Here is a 26,608-nt window from a genome sequence, read left to right on the forward strand (position 1 = left end):
TATGTTCCAGTTCCCGATCATGCCGCCGCAAGCCTCCGAGTGGGCCACGCGTTACGACTTCCTCTTCTGGGGGACGAACGCGTTGGCGGCGTTCTTCACCCTCCTCGTCCTCGTCCTCGTCCTGGTCCTGACGACCAAGTACCGGGCTGGCAGTAAGGCCGACCGACGGAACCCGATCGACCACAGCACGATCTTGGAGCTCAGCTGGTCGATCCCGCCCCTCTGTCTGGCCCTGACGATGTTCTTTTGGAGCGCCTACGAGTTCATCCAGTACCGCAAGATGCCGGAGAAAGCCACCGAGATCTTCGTGATCGGCAAGCAGTGGATGTGGCACCTGCAGCACATGAACGGCATCCGCGAGAACAACGAGCTTCACGTCCTTGTCGGCCAGCCGGTGAAGATGACGATGATCTCCCAGGACGTCATCCACGCGATGTACCTGCCCGACTTCCGGGCCCAGTTCCACGTCGTGCCCGGCCGCTACACCGAACTCCAATTCACGCCGACCCAGACCGGCAAGTTCAAGATGCTGTGCGCCATGCACTGCGGCACCCAGCACTCGGAGATGGTCGGCAGCGTCTACGTCATGAACGCCAAGGACTACGCCGACTGGCTGGCCAAGGGCGGCAACCGGTTCGAACCGACCCCGCTCAGCATGGCGGACGCCGGCAAGCGGCTCTTCACCGAGAAGGGTTGCGGCAACTGCCACGGCGACGTCGACACCGAGCGCGCCCCCACCCTCATCGGACTCTACGGCAAGGAACGGGAGTTCACCACCGGCGAAAAGCTCACCGCCGACAACGAGTACGTCCGCGAGTCCATCGTCACCCCGTGGCGGCTCATTACCAAGGGATATGACCAGACCATGCCTGCTTATAAGGGACAAATCACCGAAGAGCAGGTTCTCGACCTGATGGCTTACATCAAGTCGGTCTCCGGCAGCGCCGCCGGAGCACCGACTGCCCCGGCCGGACGCGAGACCAAAGGCACCACCCCTGGTATGAGCGGCCCGCACAGCACCACTGACACCGCCAACCGCGAGGTGAGCGCCGGTGCCGCACAATTCAAACAATCGGAGACAAGACCATGAGCGCAACGGCTATCCCGGCTGGTACCGGACACGAGCACCACGGGGAGAAGAAATCCTATCTGACGGCTGACCACACCATCAAGTCGTGGTTGCTGACGACAGACCACAAGAGGATCGCGATCCTTTACCTTGTCTCGATCAGCATCTTCTTCTTCATGGGCAGCGTCGCCGCCGGTCTGATCCGCTTTGAGCTGACCAGCCCGCACGGCCACCTGTTGTCCTCAGAGGCCTATAACAAGACGTTCTCGGCCCACGGGATCTTGATGATCTTCTTCTTCTTGATCCCCTCCATCCCGGCGACACTCGGCAACTTCCTGATCCCGCTCATGATCGGGGCCCGCGACCTCGCCTTTCCTCGACTGAACTTGCTGAGTTGGTACCTCTACACCATCTCGGGCGTCATCGTCCTCTTGGCCATGGCCATGGGCGGGGTCGACGCGGGCTGGACGTTCTACACACCGCTCAGTTCGCTCTACTCCAACACCCAGATCACCCTGACTTTGCTCGGCCTGTTCATCGCGGGGTTCTCCTCGATCACGACGGGCGTCAACTTTATCGCGACAATCCACAAGATGCGGGCGCCGGGCATGACCTGGTTCCGCATGCCTCTCTTCGTCTGGGGGTCCTACGCCACCAGCATCATCATCATCCTCGGCACCCCGGTCGTCGCGATCACGCTGTTGCTCGTGCTCTTCGAGCGCGCGTTCGGCATCGGCATCTTCAGCCCCGAGCTTGGTGGTGACCCGGTCCTCTTCCAGCACCTGTTCTGGTTCTACAGCCACCCGGCCGTGTACATCATGGTGCTCCCTGGCATGGGCGTCATCAGTGAACTGATGGCGTGCTTCAGCCGACGGCCCGTCTTTGGCTATCAGTTCGTCGCCTACTCCTCCATGGCCATCGCCCTGCTGGGCTTCTTCGTGTGGGGCCACCACATGTTCCTCAGCAGCCAGTCGGCCCTGCTCGGCGTGGTGTTCTCGTTCCTCAGCTTCGTCCTCGCCATCCCGTCGGCCGTCAAGGTCTTCAACTGGTCGACGACGATGTACAAGGGCAGCATCCACCTCAAGACGCCGATGATCTACGCCCTGGCGTTCATCGGACTCTTTGTGATCGGCGGTCTCACCGGCCTTTACCTGGCCGCGATCGGCACCGACGTCCACCTCACCGGCACCTACTTCATCGTCGCCCACTTCCACTACGTGATGGTCGGCGGTGCGGTCACCGCGTTCCTCGGCGGCCTCCACTTCTGGTGGCCCAAGATGACCGGCCGCATGTACAGCGAGTTCTGGGGCCGGATCAGCGCGATCATCGTCTTCGTCGGCTTCAACCTGACGTTCTTCCCGCAGTTCATCGTCGGCTACCTGGGTATGCCGCGCCGCTACCACCTGTACTACTTCGCACCCGAGTGGCAGATCTACCACGTGCTCTCGACCGCGGGTGCGACGGTGCTCGGCGTCGGGTTCCTGTTGCCGGTCTTCTATCTCCTCCACTCCCTTTATCGCGGGCCCAAGGCCTCCAAGAACCCCTGGGGCGCGAAGGGTCTGGAGTGGGAGGAGACCGACGTGGTGCCCATCACCGAGAACTTTGACCACAAGGTCATCGTCACCGGTCGGGTCTACGATTACGACGCGGAAGAAGACAGCAAGCTCTACGAGCCTGAAGAAGACGACACGCCGGCTCTGACCGGAGGCAAGCACTAAGATGGCGCACGCCCACGCACCAGAACATATCGACCCGGATTCGCCGCCGGTCTATTTCCAATACGAGGACATCGACCAGCAGCAGGAGACCTACATCGTCGGGATGTGGGCGTTCCTCGTCACCGAGGTCATGTTCTTTGGTGCGTTGTTCCTCACCTACGCCCTCTACCGGTGGCAGTACCAGGCGGACTGGTACCACTACCACGAACAACTCAGTTGGAAGCTCGGCGGCCTCAACACGACGATCCTCCTCGTGAGTTCGTTGTTCGCCGCCTTGGCCGTCCACTTCGCGCAAAAGAACAAGACCAAGTGGCAGGTCGCCATGCTCACCTTGACTGTGGTCTGCGCCTTTGGCTTCTTGGCGGTCAAGACCGTCGAGTACGGCGCTAAGTTCGAGCACCACCTCTTCCCCAACAAGACGTTCGTTTACGGCCACCAAGCCCACGAAGCCTACGAGAAGGAGTTTGGCGTCCACAAGCCAGGGCCGTTCACCCAGATCGTCGAAAAGATCGACGGTCCGGAGAAGGAGCAAGAGGGCAACCCCCAGCGGGCCCGCCTCTTCTTTAGCCTTTACTTCGCGATGACCGGTCTACACGGAATCCACGTCACGATCGGCATTCTCTTGTTTGGTTGGCTTATCAAACTGATCGTCCAAAAACACCCGGTCATCACCGACTACATCCCGACAGAGATGGTGTGCCTGTACTGGCACTTCGTCGATCTCGTCTGGATCTTCCTGTATCCGCTCTTCTATCTCATCCCCAAGTAAACGAACATGGCTGACGTCACGCACCAGGCCCACCACGGCCACCATATCACGTCGCAGCGCACGCTGCTCACCACCGGTTTCGCTTTGCTTGGCCTGATGGTCGCCACCATCGTCGCCGCCGTCGCCATGCCTGAGCCGCTCCACAGCAACACGGTGTTCATGAACCTTGTCGCGATCGGTATCGCCATTGTGAAGGCGTGGCTGGTCGTCACCATCTTCATGGGCGTCAAGTGGGCCAGCAAGGTGAGCAAGCTTTTCGCCATCGGTGGCTTCATCTGGTTCTTGACGATGTTCGCGACCATGATCGACTACGTCAGCCGACCCTATGAGCCCACCCCGGGCTGGGAAAACGCGCCTTCCACCGCCTTGCCGCGAAACCCGAAGGTCGACGAGTGACCGTCTGCTGGGCCTGACCCGTTCAAGATCCTTGTCCGTTCAGACGGCTGAGTTCTGACCGGACCCAATCGAGCACTTCCTCGACCGACGCGTCTTTGCCGAAGACGCGGGGCTCACCCCATGTGGCGACAATGGGTCGGCCAGACCAGCGCGGTTGCTGGGTCGGGCACGGCATCACACCGTCGGTCCCCTTCAGGCCGACGCACACGACCGGGGCACCGCTCTTCCGCGCAAGGAGCGCCGTTCCCGGCTGCAAGTCGATCAGCCGCCCGTCTGGAGACAACTGCCCCTCCGGGAACAACATCACGCACCGACCGTCGGCGAGCAAGGCCAAGGCTGTCTTCAGGGCGCCGGTGTCGGCAGAGGTCTGGACGACCGGAAACGCCCGCCACCAACGCATGAAATTGCCGATGCCCATCTCAAACAAGCTCTTGCGCGCCATGAAATGGACCAGCCGGGGGCACGCCCACTGGACGGCGACGGGGTCAACATTGGACATATGGTTCGACAGCACCAGCAACGGGCCGGTGCGGGGGACGCGGCTCCGGTGGCGCGCCCGCATCGGCGCGCCGAACCCGGCCAAGAGGAGCCAAGCGACCGCCCTCAAGACGGGAAAGGCCACGACGCGGAGGAACTGACTGTGGGGCTCAGGGACTTCACGCACGACGCCACACCTCGGCGACGGCCATCGGATACGCCTTGTGCTCAAGTTCGAGCACCCTCGACGCCAAATCCTCAGGGGAGTCGCCCGGCCCGACCGGGCACCGCAACTGGACGACGACCTCGCCTTCGTCATAGACCGGCGTCACCAAGTGGACGGTGCAGCCGGACTCGCTCTCGCCCGCCGCGACCACGGCCTCGTGGACATGGTGGCCGTACATTCCCTTTCCCCCGAACTTCGGAAGGAGTGCGGGATGGACGTTGAGGACCCGGCCGGGATAATTCGCCAAGACCTCTTCGGGCAAGAGCGTCATGTAACCCGCGAGGCAGACAATGTCGACCTCGGCAGCGGCAAGGGCCGCGACCAACGCCTCGGCGTAACCATCGGCACCACCCCTGAGCACCGCCGTCGGCACGCCTAAGTCAGCCGCGGTCTGGAGGGCCGGTGTGTCGGCGCGGGGGGCGACGACAAGCACGACCTGCGCGGGTATCACTCCCTTCTGTCCAGCCCGGACAAGGGCGGCCATGTTGCTCCCCCGCCCCCTGGTCCCCACCAGGACCGCCACTCGCGCGTCTCTCGTCATTTCGCCATCATCTGGGTTGATCCGTCCCATAGTTTGCCTGGCGGTCGCTCTTTGTAGGCCAGAGTCCGGTTGAGCAAGACACGGGCGGGGCCGTCGTGGGGCAGGTAGTGCAGCACCTTCTCCCATGCGGCAAGCGCGCCGTCCCAGTCACGGCCCAGGTAAGCGGCCATCGCCTCCTGGTGCAGCGCGGCAAGTTTGTGGTCAAGGTCGGTGGCCTGCTCGGCCATCGCCATGAGCTCATAGACGTCTTCGGGGTCGTCGCGGCCGAAAACCGCGACCCGGTCCACGTGCCGGGCGACAACCGCCTCGCCCGCTTCCTCGTAGGTGCCGCGGCCGATCAGGATGTTGGTCTGATAGAACTTGTTCAACCCCTGCAGGCGGCTCGCCATGTTGACCGAGTCGCCGATGACGGTGTAGTTCATCCGTTGGCGGCTCCCGACGTTCCCGACGACGACGTCGCCCGTCGCGATGCCAAAGGACGCCCGGAGGAGCGGCCGCCCGTGGTCGCGCCACTCAACGTGCAGCGAGTCGATACTCGACAGCGACGAATAGGCCGCTCGACAGGCCGCCACCGCATGGTCGGTCGTGATCGTCGGCGCCCCCCAGAAGGCCATGACGTCGTCTCCGTTAAACTTGTCGACCGTACCGCCATGGCGCAGGACTTCGGCACTTAATACATCCAAGTATTCCGTCAAGACATCAACTAATTCTTCAGGAGGCAGGTCGCGTGACAAGGCGGTGAAGCCGATGATGTCGGCGAAGTAGGTGGTGATGTGCCGCCTCTCACCGCCCAGCTTGGCTTCCTGGCCGCTGCTGATCAGCCACCGGGCATACTCTGTCGGCACCAGCTTTTCCAGCGACCGCATGCTCGACTTCATCCGCTCCATCGCCTGGCTGAGTTCGTCGACCTCCCGGATGCTCGTCGCCGGAATGGGTGGGGCGGTGAGGTCAAGGCTCTGGATTCGGTCGGCCTCTTCGACCAGCGCCACCATCGGCTGGGAAATCCGTCGGGAGAGCAAGAAGCTCGCCCCGGCCCCGACCGCGACGGCCAGGCAGGCCAGGCTGATAAAAAAGACGGCCGTCTGACGCGTGCCGGCCAGGAAGTCGTCTGCCGGGCTGACCACGCACAGGGTCCACGCCGGGACTTCCTCGCCTTCGACGACCTTCAGGCCGACCAGGTACCGGACCCCGTTCACCGAAACCTCGGGTCTGTCTCCCTTAAGTCCACTCGGTGAGGCGAGGGCCGCCACGACCTTGCTGACGACGGGGTCGTCAAGCTCCTTGAGGGTCGCTAGGCGCTGGTGTCCGTCGTCCGCGACAAGCAGCCGCGAGGCGGTCGGATACGCGATGACCCGCGCGTCCCCGCCCCTGAACTCGACCAAGAACGCCGTCCCCCGGTCGCTGACCCGGGCCCCCGCAAGGAACCGGCTGAGATCGTCAAGGGTCAACGTCACCGAGACGGCACCCTTGAAAATGCCCTGGTCGTCGACGACCGGGGTCGCCACCGTCACGCCGGGGCGGTCACCCATGGCCGCCGGGCCGACCCGCGTCTCCGTCCAGGCGGTGCGCCCCTTGGCCTTGCACCGGACGTAGGCGGGATCCAAGCGGGGGTCGGTCGGCCAGCCGACTTCCGTCCCCCGGTCGAGCGATGCCGAACCGAAGGGCACCGAAACCCGGCGTTCCTTGCCGATCCCCCCGATCCGCCAGTGGGTGAGTTGCAGGCCACCTCCGGGCGATTGGTCCAGGGACAGGGTCTCTCCGGTGGCCTCCAGGGTGACGGCGGCGGTGCCCAGCGTGTCGTTCGACCGCAACACCTTCACCAAAGTCTGGGAGAACTGGTCGAGCGCCCCCGGCCGGGTGTCGGAACTCAGGTCGGCGAGGATCCTGGCTTGGCTTTCGGCCAGGTGGAGGAGGTTGCCGATCCGCTTGTCGACCAGCGCGGTCGTCTGGCGCATGACGCGGCGGCCCGCCTCCTCGGCGTCGCGGCTCATCTGCGCATACGTGTAGACACCGACCACCGCCATGGTGAACGAGACCACGGCGGCCATATGGAGGACGAGCGTCTTGCGGAACGACAGGTTTGCCATGGGTCGCCGAGCGGGTCAGGCCGTGGCCACCGAACCGCGGGCCACCGAGAGCACCGCGACCAGGAACCCTTCCTCGACCGGCGTCTCGGCAAGGTATTGGACCGCCGGTGTCCGCACGTGTCGGGCCAGGTCGGCCAGCGCCCCCGCCTCGTCCCCCGTACTGTACCTGGTGAAGGCCTGGTTGACCTCTTCGGAGCGACGGGTCAGAAACCTTAAGCGGTTCAGGAGTTCGGTGTCCCGTGATATCCCTTCCAAGGAGAAGACTTTGTAGGTGTCCGCCTCCACTCCCAGGAGTCTGGCCACGGCAAGGAGGCACCGACGACGGACGGTCGGGTTAGGAGCCGCGGCCGCGCTGCGCAAGATCATCGGAATGTCGTCGATGTCGCCGACGCATCCCAACGCATAGGCCACCTCGCTCTGGGGCGGCTCGTGGTTCGCCAAGGCCTCACGGAGCGGGACGGCAAGCTCGGTGATCACCATCTCACTCGCCGCCTCCGCCGCCGCCGAACGGACCGACCGGTTGTTGTCGCGGAGGGCGGCGGCAAAAATGGGAGTGGCGTCGCGGGCCTCCATGATGCGGAGGCTCTGCAGGGCCGACCGCCGCAAGTCGGGGTCAGACTCTGGTGACGCCGCCACTCCCAGGGCGTCGATGGCGGTCTTGTCGCCGATGCGACCGAGTGACCGGGCCGCCGACCGGCGCAGGAGGGCCCTGGGGTGCTGGAGAAACGTGATAAGGGCCGGGACGGCGATGGCGTTGCCTGTCTCGCCCAAGGCTTCCAGAGTCTCGTCCTCAATAAGCTCGGGATGCCTCTCCATGTGGTCAAGCAGGGCCTGGGCCGCCTCGGCGCTCCCCATACGACCCAATGTCGCGGCGGCCTGTCGTCTCACCCGAGGGACCGGGTCGGCGAGGGCGCGGGCCACCTCTGCCAGCGCCAAGGTGAACTGGGTCGTGCCGATGCGGTCCAGGGCGGCGACCCTTTCGCCGGTGTCCGAGCCCGCCCGGATCGTCCGCAAGGCCGCCACGCCCTGCGGCGTCACCCTTCGGAACTGCTTGAGCGCCTTGCGCAACGAGGTCGCCCCCGGTTCATGGACGGGCGCCAGGGTGACCATCGCCACCACGCGGACCCCCATGATGGTCCAGAAAACGATCTTGTACGCCGTCACCGCGTCATGGGTCACCCGCAACGAAGTCAGCAGGGCCGAGCCGACGAGGGGCGAGACGCCTGCCGCCAAAGCCTGGACCGCCAGCGCCGCCGCCAGATAGTTGGCCCGGTCTTCCGGTTTGGCCGACGCCAGGTAGAGGTTGAAGTGGGTCAGCGACGCTCCACTCCACACGATCCCGTTGAAGAACATGCCGACCAACAGGACGACGGCGTTGTGATGGAGGTCGTCGGGCCGGCAAAGGATCCAAAGCCCGGGCGTCAGCACCGCGCCGACCATGATGATCGCCAGCATCGGCTTGTTGCCGTACTTGTCGGCGAGGAACCCCCACACCCGGATGAACACCACGACGCCCAGGGCGCTGACCAACCCGGTGAGCTGAAGGAGCCAAAACGGCAGCTTCAGCACCTCGATCGCATACGCGCTGGGCAAGTTGCCCGCCAAGCCCTGGCTCGCCAAGAAGATAGCGGTGAAGAGCAGCACCTTGCGGAAGTTCCGGTCGCGCATGGGCTCGCGGACCATACGCCAGGTGGCGGACCATTGCGGCTCGACCGGGTGCTCGCGCTCGTGCCGCCCCATCTTCCAGAAGTAGGCGAAGCTAAAGAGAGCAAAGACGACGCCCATCGCGAAGATGAAGGCGTAGCCTTGGGGTTCAAGTCGGGCAGCCTTGAACGCGTCGAGGGCGACGCCGAACACCAAGCCGGCCACGGCCCCGGTCACCGTCATGATCAGCGTCCGCCGACTGAAAAACCAACCCCGGCTCTCGGCGGGGACGATCTCGCCCAGCCAGTCGTTGTAGATCGGCGAGACAAAATTGATCGCCGCCGCCGCCACCGACACGCACAAGAGCAAGATGTCCAGGCGCAGGTCGTTTGACAGGGCCAAGAGAGGGAGCACGGCCACCGGGATGTAGAGCAGGCGCCACAGGAGGCCGCCCGCCCCGATGAACCCTCGGTACTCCTTGAACGACCGGCCCACGACCGCACCGGGGATCTGGAGCAGGCCGACCAAAGTCGGGACGGCCACGACAAGCTGGACCCAATAGTCGTTGCCCCCCAGGTACTTGACAAACCCGACCAAGAACGTGCCCGTCGTTAGCGCGACGAACATGTTCACGAACGCCACGTCCAAGTTCGTGACGTTTAAGGTCTGGAGGGTCTGAAACCGGGACGAGGGGGCGGACATACCGGCTAGGCGCGGACAGGGTCGGGAAAGTCGCGGTAAAGGGCGGACTTAAAGTTGCGCACGCGTGAATACACCTGCGCGTGCAGTTGCTCCACCACGCCTGACCGGGTGGCCGCCTGGTTGAACGCCGTGTCGAGTTGCGCCAAGTCCTTGAACTCTATGGTTATGCAAAACTCGCCGAGACCTTCCGGCCCAAACCCCAACTTTCGGCGTCGTATCCGAAAGGATTCCAGTCTTCCGTCCGCCTGAAACGCACCAAGGTACGCACGGAGCGCGTCGACGAACTCGAGGTCCTTGACCCCTGGCGCAAGGTCGACCCAAATCTCATAGCAATCCATCAGAAGTTGAAGTTACCCGCCGTCCCGCAGGTGCCCGTCCCTTTAGCGCGAAGACCTCCCGCTGGTACCCTTGACGCGCCGATGAACGTTTCGGAACTGCGCGCCAAGTACCTCGCCTTCTTTGAATCCAAGGGGCACCAACGGTTCCCGGCAAGCTCCCTGGTGCCATATGACGTCACCGGCCGCCTTGACGAGTCTCTTTTGTTCAACGGCTCGGGGATGAACCAGTTCAAACCGTTCTTCCGTGGGGTGGCCCAGCCCCCCCACCCCCGGCTGATGACCTGCCAAAAATGTCTCCGCACCGGCGACATCGAGGAGGTCGGCGACGACAGCCACCTGACCCTTTTCGAGATGCTCGGCAACTTCTCGTTCGGCGACTACTTCAAGAAGGAGGCGGTCGCCTTCAGTTGGGAGTTCCTCACCTCCCCCCTCTGGCTGGCCCGCGACACCACCCGCCTGTCGTTCACCGTCTTCGAGGAAGACGACGAGGCCTACGGGTACTGGTCCGAACACCTCGGCGCCGCCGGGGTCGCCCCGGAGAGCCGTGTCTTCCGCCTCGACGAAGACACCAACTATTGGCCGGCCGGCAGTTTCACCAAGGGCCCTCCCGGCCCGTGCGGCCCCAACAGCGAAATGTTCTACTGGGTGCCCGACGACGTGCCGCCCCCCTCGGTCGAGCCAGGCGAGTACACCCGAGAAGACTGGTTGCGCGACGAGGCGGCAGGCCGATGGCTCGAGGTGTGGAACGATGTCTTCATTAGCTCCGACTGGCAAGGAAAATTGCGTGATCCGGCCAGGCCTGAGAAGGGATACGAAAAGACGGGCATGCCCGACCTGCCCTTCCAGAGCATCGACACCGGCATGGGACTGGAGCGGACGGCGTGCGTCCTCGGCGGGTTCCGGTCCGTCTACGACACCGACGCCTTCCAGCCCGTCTTCCGCGCCATGGAGGCCCTTCCCTTTGCCGGAGCCCTGGCATACGGGAAGGACTCCTCGGTCGACCATGCGATGCGTGTGATCGCGGACCACCTGCGCGCGGCGTGCTTTTGCGTGGGCGACGGCATCCTTCCCTCCAACAACGGCCGTGGCTATGTCCTCCGCCGGCTCCTCCGCCGGGCCGTCCTCCAAGGGGCGCGACGGATCGGCTTTGGCGAGACGTTCTTGTACCGTCTGGTCGGCTCGGTGACCGAGACGATGGGCGCTTACTACCCCGAACTGGTCGAGAAACGGCCGGTGATCGAGGAGACCCTGAAGAACGAAGAGGCGCTCTTCCGCCGCACTTTGGCCCAGGGCACCACGATCTTGAGCGACAAGCTGAGGGCTTGGCGCGACGGCACCCGTGCACCGTCCACTCCCCTTGACGGCCCGACCGCCTTCATGCTTTACGACACGTACGGATTCCCTCTTGAGGTCACCCAGGAACTCTGCGCGGAAATCGGGGTGGCAGTGGACGTCGAGGGTTACCGCGACGCCATGGCCGAGGCACAGGAGCGCTCTCGGGGCGCCAGCGCGATGGAGAACCCGTACGACAACGTCCAGGTCGCGACCATCGAGCATGGCGGCGGGCGCGTCGCCACCACGATGTTCCTGGGTTACGCCTCGACCGAGGCCGAGGGCCAGATCATCGGCGTCCGACCTGTTCTTGACGAAAACGGTCACGCCCGCCCCGCGTTCGTCCTTGCCCTCGACCAAACCGTCTTCTATGCCGAATCAGGCGGACAAGTCGCCGACACCGGCGTCATCGTGGGGCCGGCCGTCAGCCTGCGCGTCCTCGACGTGACCAAGCAGGACGGTATCTATGTCCACTTGGTCGAGGCCGAGGGCGCGCCCTGGGAAGGGCTGGCCGACGACGAGGCGCTCGCCTTGCTCGAACAGATGTACGTCGGCGAGCGGGTCACGGGCAGGGTCGACCCTACCCGGGCTGAGACGGTCCGGCACCACACCGCGACCCATCTCGTCCACGCCGCCTTGCGCGAGGTGCTTGGCCCGCACGTGACCCAAGCGGGCTCGCTGGTGTCGCCCGAGTCCCTCCGCTTTGACTTCACCCACGGGAAGGCGATGACCGACGACGAACTCCTCCGCGTCGAAGGGATCGTCAACGAGGTCGTGTGGCAGGCCGCCCCGGTCCGTGTCTATTCTGACGTCCCCATCGACGAAGCCCGTGCGATGGGGGCCATGGCGCTCTTCGGCGAAAAGTACGGCGACCGCGTCCGCGTGGTCCAGGTCGGCGACATGGCCCCCGACGAGCCGTCGTTCAGCCGCGAACTTTGCGGCGGTGTCCACGTGCGCAACACCGGCCAGATCGGCGTGGTGAAGATCCTGCACGAGTCCAGTGTCGCCAGCGGGGTGCGCCGCATCACCGCCGTGGCGGGAGCACGGGCCCTTGCGTGGGCAAGGGAGCAGGAGTCGGCCGTGGTTACGGCGGCCGATTTGCTCAAGGCTAACCCAAAGGACTTGACCTCAGCCGTCGAGAGGGCCCTGGCGGACTTGAAGGAAGAGAAGAAGAAGCGTGGCCGCATGGTGGTCCAGTCGGGAGGGCAAAACGCGACCCATACCGACGTCGCCGGCATCGACCTCGTGACCGAGCATCTTGCGGAAGTCGAGGCCCAAGACGCCAAATTGGTCGTCGACAAACTTGCCGCCGCCGGGCGCGTCGTCGTCGTCTTCAACACCGCCGACGGCAAGGTAGGGATCACCGCGTCCGTCGGCGCCGTCGCTTTGGCCCAGGGAGCCCATGCGGGGAACCTGTTGCGCGAGGTCGCCAAGGTCGTCGGGGGTGGGGGCGGCGGCAAGCCGGAGTTTGCCACCGCAGGCGGCAAGGATCCCGCCAAGGTCGCCGACGCGATGGCCGGGGTGGCCGGTGTCTTGGCCGGAATGCTCAAATAAACGGCATGACGCCTAGGCGAGTTCGCGTCGCAGCGCCTCGACGACCAACCGCGTCGCCGGAGACTTGTTCAGGGTGTAGAAATGCACGCCGGGGGCCCCGGAAGCGAGCAACTCCTTACTCTGCGACACCGCGTGGGCGACACCGATGTAGAACGTCGCCGCGTCTGAAACCTTGTACTGGTCAAGGAGGCCCTGAAGGTCGCGGGGGACGGTCGCCCCGCACATCGTCGTGAACCGTCGCACCTGGTCGGCGTTCTGGATCGGCATGATGCCAGGCAGAACCGGCACGCCGACCCCGATCGTCCGGGCCCGTCCGACAAACTCAAAGTAGTGCCGGTTGTCAAAGAACAACTGGGAGACCAGGACGTCGACCCCGGCGTCCACCTTCCGTTTTAGGTGGGTGAGGTCGTCCTGTTTCGACGCTGCTTCAAGGTGTCCTTCCGGGTAACACGCCCCCAGGACGCAAGCCTCGGGATACACGTCTCGGACGAGGGCGACAAGTTCGTCGGCGTGACAGGCGGCCTCATCAGACGCCGGCCCGTCCCCACGCAGGGCCAAGATGTTGTGCAGTCCCGCCGCCTTGACCTGGCGGACCGAGGCGACCAAGTCGTCACGCGGGACCCCCAGGCACGTCATGTGGACGACGGCCTCCAATCCCACCTCGTCATGGATCCGCCGGGCCAACTCGACCGTCTGGCCCTTTGTGCTGCCGCCCGCCCCGCACGTCACCGAGACAAAAGCGGGCCCAAGCTCCTTGAGCGCGGCAAGGTTGTGGAAGAGCGCCCGGTCACCCGCGGGGGTCTTGGGGGGGAAGAACTCGAACGAAAACAGCGGCTTGCCTTGGGCCACCATTTCGTCGACGCGCATGCCACTTATGATACGTTAGTCGCGGCAGGGCAAAAGGGGCCTGGCCCCAAAACAATCTAAAGCTGGTGCGCGGGAAAAGACTCGAACTTTCACGCCTTGTGGGCACTACCACCTCAAGGTAGCGTGTCTACCAATTCCACCACCCGCGCAGTCGTCCTATTGTACCTGCCGTCAGAACGGTCCCGCGATCACGGCCTGCCGCCGCCCCCGCGCGTGATGAGGAAAAGGCGGTTGCCAAGGTCATAGATGACCTTGCGCAAGCGCGAGAGGCTGAGCTTCGCTTCCTCACCCGCCGTGATCCCTTGGTCCTTCACGTCGTCGTCTTCGACAAGGAAGAGCACCCGGTCTCCGCCACGGACCGCAATGGTGTCTTGGACGTAGGCGTCGCCCATGCTCGGGACGGCGTCCATGAACGTGTTGATGCGGACGACCGCCTCTTGGGCGCGCGAGGCGGCCTGGCCACCCCTGAACGTATGGATCTCGTTCTTGCCGAACCACACTTCCACCGAGGAGTCGGGGCGCTGGACGGCCCGGGCCGCATAGGTCGAGGAAACCTGGCTCCGCTTGATCTCCACCCCCGCTTCTTTGAGCTTGGTCATGAGAAACCGGGCGCGTTGTTCGGTCACGGGGTGGGTCTGGAAGATGCCCCACTCGACCCGGGGGCCCAGACTGTCCTTGTGGGCGAGCCGTTCCATGAAGGTCAGTTCGCCGACGGGGTTGTACGGACTGTACTTGAGATACTGAAGGGCCCCGTAGTCTGCCGCGGTCTCGGCCTCGACCGACCAGCCGCTCTGGTACGACTGGTTAAGGAGTTGGACCGCCATCAAGGCGCTCATCGCTTCCGAACTCTTTGCCGCCGCCGCGACGATGAGCAAGGGTAGCTGGGCCAGTTGCAACGGGTTGCTCTTCTTGCGGATCGTGGCCAAATGCCGGAATGCGGCGTGGGATATCTCATGGGCCAGGACACCGGCAAGTTCGTCGTCAGACTCGACGAACTTCATGAGCCCCTCGTACACATAGATGTAGCCGCCCGGGATCGAGAAGGCGTTGACGTCGTCGCCCTGGACGAGCTTGAACGAGTAGGGGAACACGTTCATCCTCGGGTCGCCGAAGAGGACCTGCACTTGGTGGGTGCGGGCGATCTCGGCCAAGACACCCCCGACGCGCTGGAGCCTCGCGTTCATCGCCTCGTCCTTACTTGGCTTGAGTTCCTTGTCGACCTCGGCGGAATACTCTTTGCCTTGGGAGATGTCGGCTTCGATGTCTTTCTTATGCTTCGCTTCAGCCTGGGCCGCCTTCTTGTCGTCCTGGGGGGCGGGGACGGCAGGGCTCTGGGCCAACGCCACGCACAGTGGCGCCACCAAAAGCAAGGCGGCGAAGGCGTGGCGCATCTCTGTCAAGGTTGACGCATCGGCACGGAAAATGTTGCTTGTGCGGTCACCAATCGACCCAATACTAGCCTAATTTGTCCCGTCAATCGTCAAACACGACCATCGGCTTGATGACCGAACCGGCCTTCATCCGGGCATAGGTGTCGGGCAGGCCGTCCAGTTTGACCCGGGCCGTGACCACGCGGTCGGCGGTCACCAGCCCCGACCGGAGCAGGTCCATGGCCTGGGCGGTGTCGTCCGGCCCGCAGGAATAGCTGCACGACAAGCGGAAGTCGCGGAAGTAAAGCCGTTCAAGGTCAAGGCTGACCGGCGACTCCGGCGGCATCGGCGCAAAGAGGGCGACGCGCCCGTCCGGCTCGGCGATCTCCAAAGCGAACGACAACGCCGGCTGGTTCCCGGGGCACACGACGACGACGTCGGCGGTCTCCTTGAAGTCGGGGTGCCGGGCGTCGAAGCCGAGCCGCTTGGCATGGGCCACCCGCTCCGGGTTTGTGTCGTAGCCCACCGCCGCGGGCATCAGGGAAAGGTGCACCAGCCCCATAAAGCCGAGCCCGACGACCGCGGCCGGCTCGCCCGGCTGGTAGTGCGCCCGCCAGAGCGACTTGACAACGCACCCGACCGGCTCCACGAGGGCGGCGGTCTCCGGGGCGAGGTCGTCGGCCCGGTGGCAGTCCCCAAGGTTGGCCGCACTGACCGCGAAGTACTCGGCCATGCCGCCCGGGTCCAGCCGGGTCGCCTTCCACTGCTCGCAGTGGACATAGGCCCTCCGCGCGCAGCGGTCGCAACGCATGCACGCGGCGTGATGGTGCGGGGCCACCCGGCAACCCACCGGGAACCGGCTGTCTTGCGACTCGACGACGACCCCGGACACTTCGTGCCCCAGGACGTGGGGAGCCTTCCGGTCCATGTACCAGTCCATGAGCTCGCCGCTGCAAAGGCCGCAGGCCTCCGTCCGGACAAGCAAGCCGCCGCGGGGGCACTGGGGAAGGGGGGCCTCGCCGATCTCAACTCGCCCCGCGCCCAGATACCTCCCCACCCTCATGGCAGGAAAACATACTTGACGCCGAGGCCCGCCTCAAGGTCCTTGAAGACCTCTGGCCCCTGTTGGAGCGAGCGGGTCCCACTGAGCAGGGGGCTCACGTCGAAATCGGGGTCCAACAGCCACTCGCGGGCCTGGCGCACTGCCGCGGTGCCGAAGTGGAACGGGCTGACCAAGGTGATCTCGTCGTAGTGGAGGCGCTTGGTGTCCCAGGTCGCCTTAGAACCCGCTGGTGGCCCGCCAAAGAGCACGACGGTGCCGCCGCGCCGCACCCAATCGACACTGCGCTCCCACACGACGACCTTGCCCGTGCACTCGACGACAAGGTCAGCCTCGGCCTGGAAATTTTCTAGGTCGGCCGTCCTCGCCCCCATCTGACGGCCCACCGCCAGCCGTGCCCGGTTGCGGCCGACCAGCGTCACATCTTCAACCCCCAGGCGTCTCAAGGCGGTGACAAACAGCAGCCCGATCGCCCCGGGCCCGACGACGACGACTTGGTCGGTCGGCTTTGGGGGCGCCTTGATCAGGGCTTGGGCCACGCAGGCCAGGGGTTCGAGCAGTGACGCGGTCGCGTAGTCCAAGGACTCAGGCTTCTCGAATAGGTTGACCCTGGCCACCCGTTCGGGCACCAACAGGTACTCGGCGTAGCTCCCCAAGACCTTGGTGGACATGATCGTCGAACAAAGGTTCTCCTGGCCTGCCCGGCACCAGCGGCACTCTTGGCACGGGGCGGAGTGAACCCCCATGACAGCCTGCCCGACTTGGAACGGTGCGCCCGACCCGACCGCCGCGACGTCGCCACTGTACTCGTGGCCCAAGACCCCGGGCATCGGAATCTGGGGATGGCCCCGGAGGAACGCCTTCAGGTCTGTGCCGCAGGTCGTGGCGGCCCTCACGCGGACCAGCACTTCGCCAGGCCCTGGTTCGGGCACCGCCACCTCTCCCAGTCTCAGGCATCCCGGCTCCATGAGCACGAGGGCCTTCATCGTTTGTCGGGTGTTAGGTGCGGTCACGGTCAGGATTGCCCGAGGGGGCGGACTGGTAGACTCGGCCCCTGCCGGTTCTGCCATGCCCACCATCACATCGTCCGTGTGGATCGACGCGCCTCTTGAGAGAGTCTACGCCATTGCGAAGGACAACCGTTCGTTCCCTGAGTTCATGGACGACGTCGTCTCCTTGACCGTCGTCGAAGAATCTGGCCCCCGTGTCGTCAGCGACTGGGTCGGCACCATCTCCGCTTTCGGCATCAAAGTGCGGTGGACGCAGGAGGACATTTGGGACGATGCCCACCACATGTGCCAGTTCAAACAACTCAAGGGCGACTACGACCAGCTCGAAGGGACCTGGGTGTTCCGCGAGCACGAGGGCGGGACCACCTTTGAGAGCCAATTGGACTATGAATACGTCGTCCCCGGTCTCGGCCCGCTCGTCAAAAAGGTCGTGCACAGTTTGGCGACCAAGAACATCGAGGGACTGCTCGATGCCATCAGGCGCCGCGCCGAACAGGCATGAGCCCGACGCCCGTCCCTGACATGCTGGCCTTGCCAGCCGGTGCGCTGGCCCGTGTCGCCGAACCGGTGGAGTCGGTGACGTCGGTCCGCGCCGCCGCCCGGCACATGGTGGACCACGGCTTGGACGTCTGCCCCGTCACGAGCGACGGCCGCTTTGTCGGCGCGGTCAGCCAACCTGACCTCGCCCGGGCCCTCGCCGACGGGACCGACCCGTCCACCCCCGTGCGCACCATCGCCCGGACTGACGTCTTGACGGTGCGCCCCTACGAGACCGGGGCCCATGTGCTACGGCAAATGGAGACCCTCGGGCAGGCGTGGGCGGTGGTGGTCGACGACGGAGGCCTGGTCGTCGGCGTCGTCTCTCCGGCCCGGCTCTTCAACCCACCCCGCCGACGCAACCGCCCCAAGATGGTCGGCGGCATGGCCACTCCGGTCGGCGTGTACCTCACGAGCGGCAACGTCTCGGGCGGGGCCCCGTGGTGGGGTCTCGTGTTGACCGGAGCCCTCATGGCGACCATCCTTGTGGCGGCCGACACCGCGACGACGTGGCTCCAACTTCAACTCCCACCCCAACAACGGTTCAGCCCCGTCGCCCTCGACGCCTTGTCGTTCTTGACCTTTCTCCTCTTCGTCGTCGCCCTACGGGCCATACCTTTGTCCGGTACCCATGCCGCCGAGCACATGACCGTCCATGCCATCGAGCGCGGCGAAGACCTTGTGCCCGAAGTCGTCGCGCGCATGCCTCGGGTCCACCCTCGGTGCGGCACGAACTACATGGCGGGGCTCATGCTCTTCGTCATGGTCGCCTTTTCGCCCTCCGGCACCCCGAGGAACGGCGCGAGCATCCTCCTCGGCCTGTTGGCCGCGTTCTTTCTGTGGAAGCCGGTCGGGTCGTTCCTGCAGCACTGGTTCACAACGCGACCTCCGACCGCCGCCCAGGTCCAGACCGGCATCCGTGCGGGCGAAGACCTGCTCGCTAACTACGAAAAGGCCCCGCAACACGTCGCCAACCCGCTCCAGCGGATCCTCAACAGCGGTATCCCATACGTCGTCCTGGGGGGATGGGCGGCCAGCTTCGCGATCTATTTGGTCGAGCTCGTCCTTCGGGTCCCTGCGCCGTGGCGGGTATCTTGGTGAGCCGTCACTAGTCACGCGGTGGTAACCCCATGCAAGTCGCCTACAACATCCTGCTCGGCCTGGCGCTGGTTTGCGCCGTGGTCTTCATCATGTTGGTCTTTGTGACCGGCAAGGGCGACGCGATGTCGAGCGGCGGTACGGCTGTCCGCACCACCTTCCGGGGCAAGGCGAGCTTCGACGACCAGATCTCCAAGGTCACGATCTACCTGGGCGGCGGCTTCATGCTCCTCATGCTGGTCTTGGACTTCATCGGCCACCACCTCAACCGCTGAGGCGACCGTGGCCGACGGCCAAGTCACCTTCCTGCACACCAACGACCTGCACGGGCGGCTTGACGGCTCGTCTCTGCCGTTCCTCCTGGATCTCCGCGAGAGGGTCGATTTGTACGTCGACTCCGGCGACGGTGTCAAGGCGGGCAACCTCGGCGTGCCGCTTGGGCCTGAGGCCTATTGGGCGTGCCTGCGCCAGGCCCGGTGCACCGTCTCGACCCTGGGCAACCGGGAGAGCCATGTCCTGAGAGCCGCGTTCGCCGCCAAGACGGCGGGCATGGCCCATCCGGTGGTCGTCGCCAACATGACGGGCCGCGACGGGACCCCGGTCTTTCCCGCATCCCATATTGTCGGTGTCCGGGGCCAAAGGATCGGGTTCGTCGGCACGATGGTGGCGATGGTGACGGCCCGGATGGCGACGGCCGCGGCCAGCCAGTACCTCTGGACCGACCCGGTCGAGGCCGCCCTCGCCGAAGCCGACCGGATCCGTGGCGACATCGACCTCCTCGTCTTGGTCAGCCACGTCGGGCACCGGACAGACGTGAGACTGGCCGAGACCGGCGCTTTCGACATCGTCTTCGGCGGACACAGCCACACCGTGCTGGCGCAACCGGAGCGGCTCGGACGGACGTGGGTCTGCCAGGGCGGTTCCCACGCCCGCTATGCCGGCGTCTACACGTGGGACTTTGCCGGAGGCACGCTCACCGGTGGACTCCATCCCTGGCTGGCCCGCTGAACCGGCCGCCGCTCATGCGGCGAGGGCCAGAGACCGGCTGTCGGCCTTTTCGATGGATTTGCGTAATGTTTTCGGGATGACATTGTCTGGTTCCAAGATGACGATGAGGTCTTCACCGCTCTTGGCGACGCCTGACATGAAGTCGTCGTCCTTCGAACTCATCATTTGCGGGCTCTCCTCGATCGCCGCGTCTTCCAGGGTCATGATGCCCTCGACCTTATCCACGCGCAGGGCGACGCGGCCCTTCTCGGTGTTGACGACAATGAAGTTGGCGACGCCCAGGCGCTCGGGAAACTCAAACCTCAGGCGCAGGTCGACGGCCGCGACCGTCTCCCCACGGAGGTCGAACACGCCCAGAAGCATGGCCGGAGTCCGGGGGATGCGCGTCGGCTTCTGGTCCGCCAGGATGCGCTCCACCGCCTCGATCGGCAATCCGAACTGGTCACCTTCCAATCGAAAAACGACAAATTTGTTCTCGTCCATCTTGTTCGCCCCCAAAAAGCCGTAGGAGGCCAATTCCACGGTTGGCGCCCGCCTAGCCTGGCAACCGTGCCGGAATCGGCGCATAATGGACCGAGGGTCCCACGAACGATGTTCTCCGCAATCCTCGTCGCCACGGCACTCGCCACCCTCCAGGCCGACGATCCCGTCGCCCGCTTGGCCCGCTACATGGACGGGGCGACCCACTACCTGACGACGTTCACCGTCGCCGACGGGAAGGGTGTGAAGTTCGCCGAAGGCTCGTGGGAACTGGCCCGGCCCCTGACACAGCGGCTGAAGGCGAAGTCGGGCGGATATAGCTTTGAGTTCATCCAGACGCCTGAAGCGACCCTGTCCTATATCCACCACAAGAAGGAATATATGGAGTGGCCCGCGTTCACCGAGTTGGCCCCGCCCCCGCCCGAAAACAAGCTCCTGGAGATCGCCTACCCAAGCTTCCTCCTCCACCCCCAAGGACTTCGTCGGTTCAAGTGGTCAGCACCCAAGTCTGTTGAGATCAACGGCAAGAAAGTTGATGAGATCGATGCCGTCGAGAAGGGTCAGGCGGAAGTCACGGTCCACCTGTTTGTCGACGACGTCGGGCGGGTCGCCCGGTTCTATGTCAAGACGGTCGGCATGATGGGCACTACGGAGTACACCACGGACTTCACCTCCCACGAGCGTGTCGCGACGATCGAGAACAGCATCTCGGCGCGCCTGATCGACGGTTATGTGCCGTACAACGTCGGCCCGGCCCGACAGACCGTCACGGCACCCGAGCCTGCGCCGGCCACAACGGTCTATGACGCCGCGGGTAAGGCCGCCACCAAGCTGGACTTTGCGGGGAAACCGACCGTCGTCGTCTTCACCGCCCCTGACTGCGACGTGAGCAAGGCCATGCGGTCGGCACTCGCCAAGGCGGTCAGCGCCTACGGCAAGGAAGCGCGGTTCGTCGAGGTTTCTCTGGGCCAGGAGAAACCCGCCAGCCCCCTGATTGAAGGTGCCCCGCAGTACTGGGACAAGGACGGCAAGGCCGAGAAAGCTTGGGGAATCAACTACACGCCCTATGTCTTGGTCGTGAAGAACGGCGTCGTGAACCGGGGCTTCGGTGGGTATGGCCCCGACCAGGAAGCTGCGTTCCTCAGCACCGTCGCCGCCGCCGTTGAGTCGAAGGATTGACGCGTCAATCCACGTCGAGCACGCGCTCGGCAAGGATGAGGGCGACAAAATCGTCCACCGGCTCAGGCGGCACTTGAAGCGTCGCGGGAACGAGCCTGCGCCACCACGGCCTCTCGTTGTGTTGCCAATACCGCTCACGGGCCTGGATCGTCGTGTCCTTCTCGTCCACGACGAGGATACCGATGCTGGGGAAGGCCTCGCGCAAAGCCTCGACCGTCGCCCGCGACTGGGTGCCCGACCCGACGACGACCATCGAGAACGGTTGTCGCTCCTGAACCTCGCGCACCTTCTCGACGACCTGGGGGGCGGGGACGACGGCACGCCAGGCGAGGTGCACTTGCCCGCTCTCAGTCCGGGTCACCAAGGCCATGCCGGCCTTGCTGCGCCCCGGGTCGATGGCCAGGACCGTCTTGTCGCCGAGCGTCCTCATAAGCGCAACCGATGGACAAGACGCAGAGGCTCGGCCGCCCGCGTCACCTGGGCCGCCAAAAACTGGACGCGGACGGTCTTCTCGCTGGCCCTGACCTGGTTGACAATGGTCAGGATCTGCTCCATTGTCACTTGGCCGAGCGGCATGTCCCGGCCCACGGCGGGGATCATGCCACGCCGCACCGCGGCGTCCCGGATCTTGGTGTTGACGATGTCCAAGACTTGCTGGGCGACTTCGGCCTGGCTCAATCGCCCGTCCACTTGCCCTTCGGCGACAAGGTCGTTGGCCTGATAGACGACGGGGTCGGGCAGGACGGTCGGCCTCACCCAGACGAACTCACCTCGGAAGGCGTTGAGCGGTGAATGCAACAGGAGCACCATCGGGGTCCGCTTGCCCGCCAGGCTCCGCACGACGTCCTGCTCCTGGTCCTTTACCGAGACGGTCCGGTTGCCGATCTCAAAGGGGATGAAACCGACCGCCGACGTGCTCGTCGGGCTTGCCTGGGCACCCTTCGCGGAGGCGTCGGTCTCGGCGGCCCGCAGGGCGGCGAGCAAGGCGTTCCGCGCCTCCGCCTCCGTGCTCTGCTCGGGCACCACCACCCGCGCCAGTTCGTCACCGGTGTTGTAGATCACCGCGCTGGTGCGGGCGTTCACTTGGGCGTTGCCAAGGTTGCGGATTTGGGCGCGCACCGACTCAAGGTCGCTCTTGGCGTCTTCGAGCTCTTGGCGGGCCACTTGGTACTCCTTGTTGGCCTTCGCCAAGTCGGCCTGGTTGTTTTTCAGCCGTTCGTTGTAGCTTTTGTCCAGGAGGTCTTTGGCGGTCTCAAGTTCCTTGATCTTGGCGTCCAGCACGGGAATCTGGGCCTGAAGGTTGGCCAAGTCGCCTTCCAGCACGGCGTTCTGCTGGGTCAGCTTGAGGTTTTGGGCCTGGATCGCCGTGTTGTCCCCGACGATGCGGGCCTGCGCGACCTTGGCCTGTTCGATCCTCTCGCGCACCGCCTTCAGGTCTGCCCCGGTCGTGGCCAGGGTGGCTTTCACGGTTGCCAAGTCCTTCTTGACCGCGACGACGTTGTCCTTGAAGGTGGCCGCCCTGGCCTTGAACTCGTCAGCCTGGGCTTGGGCGCTCTTGACGTTGTCTTGGGCCGTCTTCAGCTTCTCCGCCTGGCCCGCCAACTCCTTGGACACCGTCCCCAGCCGCTCCTTGGTCTGGAGCACGGTGCCCTGGGCGTTCTTCAGGTCGTTTTGCAGACCGCTCAACTCCCGACGGGCCTTGTCGCCCTCCAGCAGCCAGACCTTCACCGGCTCGCTGAACATCGCCATGACCAGCACGGTGAGCAGGGTGCCGAACATCCCCGCCAAAAAGGTGCCGACAACGGCGGTGTGCTTGGGACGGAGGCGGCCGATACGCAGCCGCTGTTTGCCCAGCTTGCGGCCGATGGTGTCGCCGAGGGCGGCGACCGCGCCGCCGACCAGCACCAACACCCCCGCGAAGACAATCCCTTGGTTCACTGCACGTTCCGTCGTCTGATCAGATAGGCCGCTGACGCCACGCCAACGACCACCGGCACAAAGCTGGCCGCCCACGGCGGCACGATCCCGCCCTTGGACATGACCGCGAGCACGTTCGTCAACATAAAGTAGCCGAAAATAATCACGACCGACAAGGCGAAGCCGGTCGCCGCCCCGGCCCGATGCCGCCGAATGCCCAGAGGCGCACCCAGTAGTCCGAAGACCAAGGCGCCGAGAGGGATGGCGATCTTGTTCCAGTACCCGAACTCCAGGTTCGCAAGTTGGGCTTTGTCATGGCTTGGGTCGGCCCGCATCCGCGCGATCCGCTCGCGCATCTGCCCCATGTTGTAGACGTCGAGGTCGCGGAGCGTCCGCGAGATGATGTCGTCGAGGCTGACGGCCGGTTTCTCCCGCCCGCGGGGCCAGGCCCCTTCTTCCAAGAGGACGTCGCCCCTCGACTTCAGGTCATAGACGCGGGCCTGGCCGATGATCTCCCAATCCTTCAGGTCCGTGTAGCGCAGCTTGCCGGCCTGGAGGACCGACGCCGGCTGGCCGTCGTCACCCAGATAGACCACCGTGACCCCGCTCAGAGTCTGGGTGCGGAGGTCGACGTTTTCGGCGTTGATGAACCCCACGAGCCGGTCGTCTTGGTAGAACGGTTGCGAGGCGCTCTGCTGCCGGGCCTTCTGCAGTGAGCCCTCGATGCCCGCCCGGACCTTGATCGCCCCCGTCGACGCCCACGGCACCACGACTTCATTGAAACCGAAAGTCATGAGGGAGACAAGCAGGCCGAAACCGGCGACCGGCAACATGATCCGGCCCAAGCTGACGCCCCCGGCCCGGAGGGCGACGATCTCACTGTCCCCGCTCAACCGGCCGAAGGCGAGCAGCGTCGCCAGGAGCATCCCCATCGGAAAACTCTTGGCCAAGATGCCGGGCAGGATGTAGAGGGCCAACTGGACGACGCTGGCGAACGGGGCGCCCTGGCTGATCAGGTTTGTGAGTTCAAAAAGGAACTGCCCCGCCGAGATCAAGACGCTGAACAAGAAGAAACTCGACCCCCACATGGGGGCCACTTCCTTCACGACCAGGAAGTCGAGCCTCTTCACTGCGCCTCGTCTTGCCGCCCGGCACCGCCCCTGATCTTGTCGAAGCCCTGGCCCAGGTAGTGGCGGCGGACCAACTCGTTGTCACGGATCGAGTCCTGGTCGCCTTCGGCGATGATCTTGCCGTCGATGAGGATGTAGACCCGGTCGGTGATGTTGAGGGTCGCCTCGACGTTGTGGTCGGTGATCAAGATGCCGATCCCTTGCTTGGCCAGCCGGGCGATGATGATCTGAAGCTCTTCGATCGTGACGGGGTCGATACCCGTGAACGGTTCGTCAAGCAAGATGAACTTGGGCCGGGTCGCCAAGGCCCGGGCGATTTCCACCCTTCGCCTTTCGCCACCGGACAGGACGCCACCCTCGGACTTGAGGATCTTGGTGATGTGCAGGTCCTCGCTGAGTTGGGCGACCCGATCGTCGGCCTCTTTCGCGGAGACATGGTTCATCTCCAAGACCAGCCGGATGTTGTCCTCGACCGAGAGCTTTTGGAAGACGCTCGGCTCCTGGGCCAAGTATCCGACCCCCGCCCGGGCGCGCTGGTACATCGGCCACCTCGTCACGTCGCGGTCGTCGAACCAGACCCGCCCACCGTCCGGCTTCACCAAGCCGGTGACCATGTAGAACGTGGTCGTCTTCCCCGCCCCGTTCGGGCCCAGCAGACCGACGATCTCACCTTGGTCAAATTCAATCGAAGCGTCGTCCACCACGCGACGGCGCTTGTACACCTTGACCAGGTTCTCAGCCCGGATTCTCATCCGCCCTCGCGAAATCCCGCCTTGCCTTGACCCAACGACCAACCGGCGACTTCGTTGTTTTTGTCGATCTTGAGCCGGAACTCCTTGCCGGAAAGCGTGCCGCTGAACACGATGTCTTGCCCGTCGCCGGGGCTTGTGTTCGTGCCCGACACCTTGACGTCGCCCGACAGGACCACCTCGCGGGTCGCCCGGTCGTACGTGAGGCGGCTCCCCGTCGCGGTGAGGGAGACCTTGTTCTCCTTCCCGTCCTTGTCCACCGCGACACTGTCGACGACGACCGTCACCCCACCGGTCATCAACACCGTCCGAAGGGGGTCGTCCGACTTCTGGGTGAGCGGGTCCAGGGTCATCGTCGCGTTCGGCCCCTTCAGGTCGATCCGCCTCGTGCCTTGCCCGGAGCCGATCGACGTCACCGTGATCGCCCCCGGCGAAGTGACCTTGGCCTGCTCTGCCCCGTCGACGACGGTCAACTGGGCCGACTTGGCCTCTACTTCGTTTGAGCCCTTGGTCCTCGCGTCCGACTGGGTGACCTTCAACCACACGTCCCCGGTCAGGGTCACCGCCTGGACGTTGTAAGCCGAGGCCACCTTGAGGAGGTCGCCTTCGGCGCGGAGGGCGCGGAACTGTAGGCCCTGGTCTTTGCTGAACCCGGTCAGCGGCTTGCCGGCGAAATCGAAGTGGAGCGTCCCCTTCCGCGGGTCTGACTCGACCGACGGTGAAAGGATCCCGTTGACGCCAAACTTGCCCGCACGGTCTTTGAAGCTGCCTGCCTGGCCCGCCGATTGGGCAAAGGCGACCGCCAGCACCGCCACCGCGGCGAAGGAAAGGATCGAGCGGGTCTTCATCGTGCGAACCTGTCGGGCGTGCCGATCTTGCCGAGGTCTTCCGTCGCCCATAGCTCTGCGTACTCGCCCATCTCGTAGACGGACGAACGAACCCATACGCTACCCTGGGCCGCGACGACCTTGCGGTCGTCCAGCCACTTGGCCCGGTCCGCGGTCAAGGTCAGGGGCTCGGCGGGCGTCTTGCCTTCGGCCTTGTCCGGCATGCTGCGCACCACCACGTGGCCGCGCAGGTCGAGCGACCGCGTCGCCTGGTCCGCATCGGCCGCGTCGGCGGCAAACGTGCTGACGACCCTCCCCTTCGACCGCAGCTCCCCTTCGACCCCGGTGAGGGTCATCGTCGAGGCGTGGCCCACGATCTCGCCCGAACTCTCGCGGGCGTGGACGACCCAGGCGACTTCCCCGGCGGCGTCGCGCGCCGTGATCGTCACCCGCCCAGAAGCCACCGGCATGCCCACCGCCTCTTTGGGTTTCTCCGGGGTCGGCTTCGGTTGCGGAGTCGAAC

The 26,608-nt window shown here is 64.9% G+C and carries 26 protein-coding genes and 1 tRNA gene; 10 read left to right on the forward strand and 17 right to left on the reverse strand.

The window, feature by feature from the left end:
- Nucleotide 1: 1 nt before the first annotated feature.
- Genes KF857_03605 through KF857_03620 form a run of 4 tightly spaced genes read left to right on the forward strand, consistent with a single transcriptional unit; the run spans nt 2 to nt 3,952 of the window.
- Entirely contained in the window at nt 2-1,090 is a 1,089-nt protein-coding gene (locus KF857_03605) for a c-type cytochrome (protein ID MBX3111071.1), read from the forward strand.
- The gene (locus KF857_03610; GenBank protein MBX3111072.1) at nt 1,087-2,787 is read left to right on the forward strand and encodes a cbb3-type cytochrome c oxidase subunit I; all 1,701 of its coding nucleotides are present in this window, start codon (nt 1,087-1,089) and stop codon (nt 2,785-2,787) included. The genes KF857_03605 and KF857_03610 overlap by 4 nt, the downstream gene beginning before the upstream one ends.
- A 1-nt stretch (nt 2,788) precedes the next feature.
- Nucleotides 2,789-3,556, forward strand: a complete 768-nt coding sequence (locus tag KF857_03615; GenBank protein ID MBX3111073.1) for a cytochrome c oxidase subunit 3 — start codon at nt 2,789-2,791, stop codon at nt 3,554-3,556.
- A gap of 6 nt (nt 3,557-3,562) precedes the next feature.
- Entirely contained in the window at nt 3,563-3,952 is a 390-nt protein-coding gene (locus KF857_03620; GenBank protein MBX3111074.1) for a hypothetical protein, read from the forward strand.
- A gap of 22 nt (nt 3,953-3,974) precedes the next feature.
- Here KF857_03620 and KF857_03625 read toward each other — a convergent pair whose 3' ends face one another.
- From KF857_03625 to KF857_03645, 5 genes are read right to left on the reverse strand one after another with little or no spacing between them, the layout of a single operon-like run.
- Nucleotides 3,975-4,616: a 1-acyl-sn-glycerol-3-phosphate acyltransferase gene (locus KF857_03625; GenBank protein ID MBX3111075.1), complete on the reverse strand. Its 642-nt coding sequence runs from the start codon at nt 4,614-4,616 to the stop codon at nt 3,975-3,977.
- Nucleotides 4,609-5,196 (reverse strand): phosphoribosylglycinamide formyltransferase, encoded by a 588-nt coding sequence (gene purN / locus KF857_03630; protein ID MBX3111076.1) that lies wholly within the window; start codon nt 5,194-5,196, stop codon nt 4,609-4,611. The genes KF857_03625 and purN overlap by 8 nt, the downstream gene beginning before the upstream one ends.
- Nucleotides 5,193-7,283: an adenylate/guanylate cyclase domain-containing protein gene (locus KF857_03635; protein ID MBX3111077.1), complete on the reverse strand. Its 2,091-nt coding sequence runs from the start codon at nt 7,281-7,283 to the stop codon at nt 5,193-5,195. The genes purN and KF857_03635 overlap by 4 nt, the downstream gene beginning before the upstream one ends.
- Before the next feature lie 15 nt (nt 7,284-7,298).
- Nucleotides 7,299-9,575, reverse strand: coding sequence for an MFS transporter (locus KF857_03640; protein ID MBX3111078.1), 2,277 nt, complete (start codon nt 9,573-9,575; stop codon nt 7,299-7,301).
- A gap of 59 nt (nt 9,576-9,634) precedes the next feature.
- Complete coding sequence (locus KF857_03645) at nt 9,635-9,967, reverse strand: hypothetical protein (protein ID MBX3111079.1); 333 nt, start codon at nt 9,965-9,967, stop codon at nt 9,635-9,637.
- An 81-nt stretch (nt 9,968-10,048) separates the two neighbouring features.
- On the opposite strand from KF857_03645, the gene alaS reads away from it, so the two are divergent.
- The gene (alaS, locus tag KF857_03650; protein ID MBX3111080.1) at nt 10,049-12,853 is read left to right on the forward strand and encodes an alanine--tRNA ligase; all 2,805 of its coding nucleotides are present in this window, start codon (nt 10,049-10,051) and stop codon (nt 12,851-12,853) included.
- A gap of 12 nt (nt 12,854-12,865) precedes the next feature.
- Here alaS and metF read toward each other — a convergent pair whose 3' ends face one another.
- The 5 genes from metF to KF857_03675 form a co-directional block, all read right to left on the reverse strand.
- A complete protein-coding gene (gene metF / locus KF857_03655; GenBank protein ID MBX3111081.1) occupies nt 12,866-13,720 on the reverse strand; it encodes a methylenetetrahydrofolate reductase [NAD(P)H] in 855 nt (284 codons plus the stop codon).
- A gap of 63 nt (nt 13,721-13,783) precedes the next feature.
- A tRNA-Leu gene (locus KF857_03660) sits at nt 13,784-13,869 on the reverse strand.
- A gap of 39 nt (nt 13,870-13,908) precedes the next feature.
- Nucleotides 13,909-15,111 carry a M48 family metalloprotease gene (locus KF857_03665; protein MBX3111082.1) on the reverse strand — a complete coding sequence of 401 codons (1,203 nt, stop codon included), beginning with the start codon at nt 15,109-15,111 and terminating at the stop codon, nt 13,909-13,911.
- 82 nt (nt 15,112-15,193) lie between these two features.
- Nucleotides 15,194-16,153 carry an alcohol dehydrogenase catalytic domain-containing protein gene (locus tag KF857_03670; protein ID MBX3111083.1) on the reverse strand — a complete coding sequence of 320 codons (960 nt, stop codon included), beginning with the start codon at nt 16,151-16,153 and terminating at the stop codon, nt 15,194-15,196.
- Nucleotides 16,150-17,163: an alcohol dehydrogenase catalytic domain-containing protein gene (locus KF857_03675; protein ID MBX3111084.1), complete on the reverse strand. Its 1,014-nt coding sequence runs from the start codon at nt 17,161-17,163 to the stop codon at nt 16,150-16,152. Before KF857_03675 ends, KF857_03670 begins: the two co-directional genes overlap by 4 nt.
- A 55-nt stretch (nt 17,164-17,218) precedes the next feature.
- Here KF857_03675 and KF857_03680 point away from each other — a divergent pair, with 55 nt between their 5' ends.
- Genes KF857_03680 through KF857_03695 form a run of 4 tightly spaced genes read left to right on the forward strand, consistent with a single transcriptional unit; the run spans nt 17,219 to nt 19,803 of the window.
- Entirely contained in the window at nt 17,219-17,662 is a 444-nt protein-coding gene (locus tag KF857_03680; GenBank protein ID MBX3111085.1) for an SRPBCC family protein, read from the forward strand.
- Nucleotides 17,659-18,798: a DUF1385 domain-containing protein gene (locus KF857_03685; GenBank protein MBX3111086.1), complete on the forward strand. Its 1,140-nt coding sequence runs from the start codon at nt 17,659-17,661 to the stop codon at nt 18,796-18,798. Before KF857_03680 ends, KF857_03685 begins: the two co-directional genes overlap by 4 nt.
- A 29-nt stretch (nt 18,799-18,827) precedes the next feature.
- On the forward strand, nt 18,828-19,070 hold the full coding sequence (locus KF857_03690; GenBank protein MBX3111087.1) for a preprotein translocase subunit SecG: 243 nt from the start codon (nt 18,828-18,830) through the stop codon (nt 19,068-19,070).
- A gap of 7 nt (nt 19,071-19,077) precedes the next feature.
- The gene (locus KF857_03695; protein MBX3111088.1) at nt 19,078-19,803 is read left to right on the forward strand and encodes a metallophosphoesterase; all 726 of its coding nucleotides are present in this window, start codon (nt 19,078-19,080) and stop codon (nt 19,801-19,803) included.
- 12 nt (nt 19,804-19,815) lie between these two features.
- On the opposite strand, the gene KF857_03700 is transcribed toward KF857_03695, so the two are convergent.
- Nucleotides 19,816-20,325, reverse strand: coding sequence for a purine-binding chemotaxis protein CheW (locus KF857_03700; GenBank protein MBX3111089.1), 510 nt, complete (start codon nt 20,323-20,325; stop codon nt 19,816-19,818).
- Between the two features lie 69 nt (nt 20,326-20,394).
- Here KF857_03700 and KF857_03705 point away from each other — a divergent pair, with 69 nt between their 5' ends.
- Entirely contained in the window at nt 20,395-21,462 is a 1,068-nt protein-coding gene (locus KF857_03705; GenBank protein ID MBX3111090.1) for a thioredoxin family protein, read from the forward strand.
- Nucleotides 21,463-21,466: 4 nt separating this feature from the next.
- Here the strand turns inward: KF857_03705 and KF857_03710 are convergent, their stop codons facing one another.
- The 6 genes from KF857_03710 to KF857_03735 are packed head-to-tail and all read right to left on the reverse strand — an operon-like array spanning nt 21,467 to nt 26,555.
- On the reverse strand, nt 21,467-21,892 hold the full coding sequence (locus KF857_03710; GenBank protein MBX3111091.1) for a hypothetical protein: 426 nt from the start codon (nt 21,890-21,892) through the stop codon (nt 21,467-21,469).
- Nucleotides 21,889-23,400 carry a DUF3084 domain-containing protein gene (locus tag KF857_03715; protein ID MBX3111092.1) on the reverse strand — a complete coding sequence of 504 codons (1,512 nt, stop codon included), beginning with the start codon at nt 23,398-23,400 and terminating at the stop codon, nt 21,889-21,891. Before KF857_03715 ends, KF857_03710 begins: the two co-directional genes overlap by 4 nt.
- Nucleotides 23,397-24,509, reverse strand: a complete 1,113-nt coding sequence (locus KF857_03720; protein MBX3111093.1) for an LptF/LptG family permease — start codon at nt 24,507-24,509, stop codon at nt 23,397-23,399. Before KF857_03720 ends, KF857_03715 begins: the two co-directional genes overlap by 4 nt.
- A complete protein-coding gene (gene lptB, locus KF857_03725) occupies nt 24,506-25,261 on the reverse strand; it encodes an LPS export ABC transporter ATP-binding protein (GenBank protein MBX3111094.1) in 756 nt (251 codons plus the stop codon). Before lptB ends, KF857_03720 begins: the two co-directional genes overlap by 4 nt.
- Nucleotides 25,258-26,106, reverse strand: a complete 849-nt coding sequence (locus KF857_03730) for a hypothetical protein (protein ID MBX3111095.1) — start codon at nt 26,104-26,106, stop codon at nt 25,258-25,260. Before KF857_03730 ends, lptB begins: the two co-directional genes overlap by 4 nt.
- On the reverse strand, nt 26,103-26,555 hold the full coding sequence (locus KF857_03735; protein ID MBX3111096.1) for a hypothetical protein: 453 nt from the start codon (nt 26,553-26,555) through the stop codon (nt 26,103-26,105). The genes KF857_03730 and KF857_03735 overlap by 4 nt, the downstream gene beginning before the upstream one ends.
- Nucleotides 26,556-26,608 lie beyond the last annotated feature (53 nt).

The sequence above is a fragment of the Fimbriimonadaceae bacterium genome, assembly GCA_019638795.1.
Classification (GTDB): Bacteria; Armatimonadota; Fimbriimonadia; order Fimbriimonadales; family Fimbriimonadaceae; genus JAHBTB01.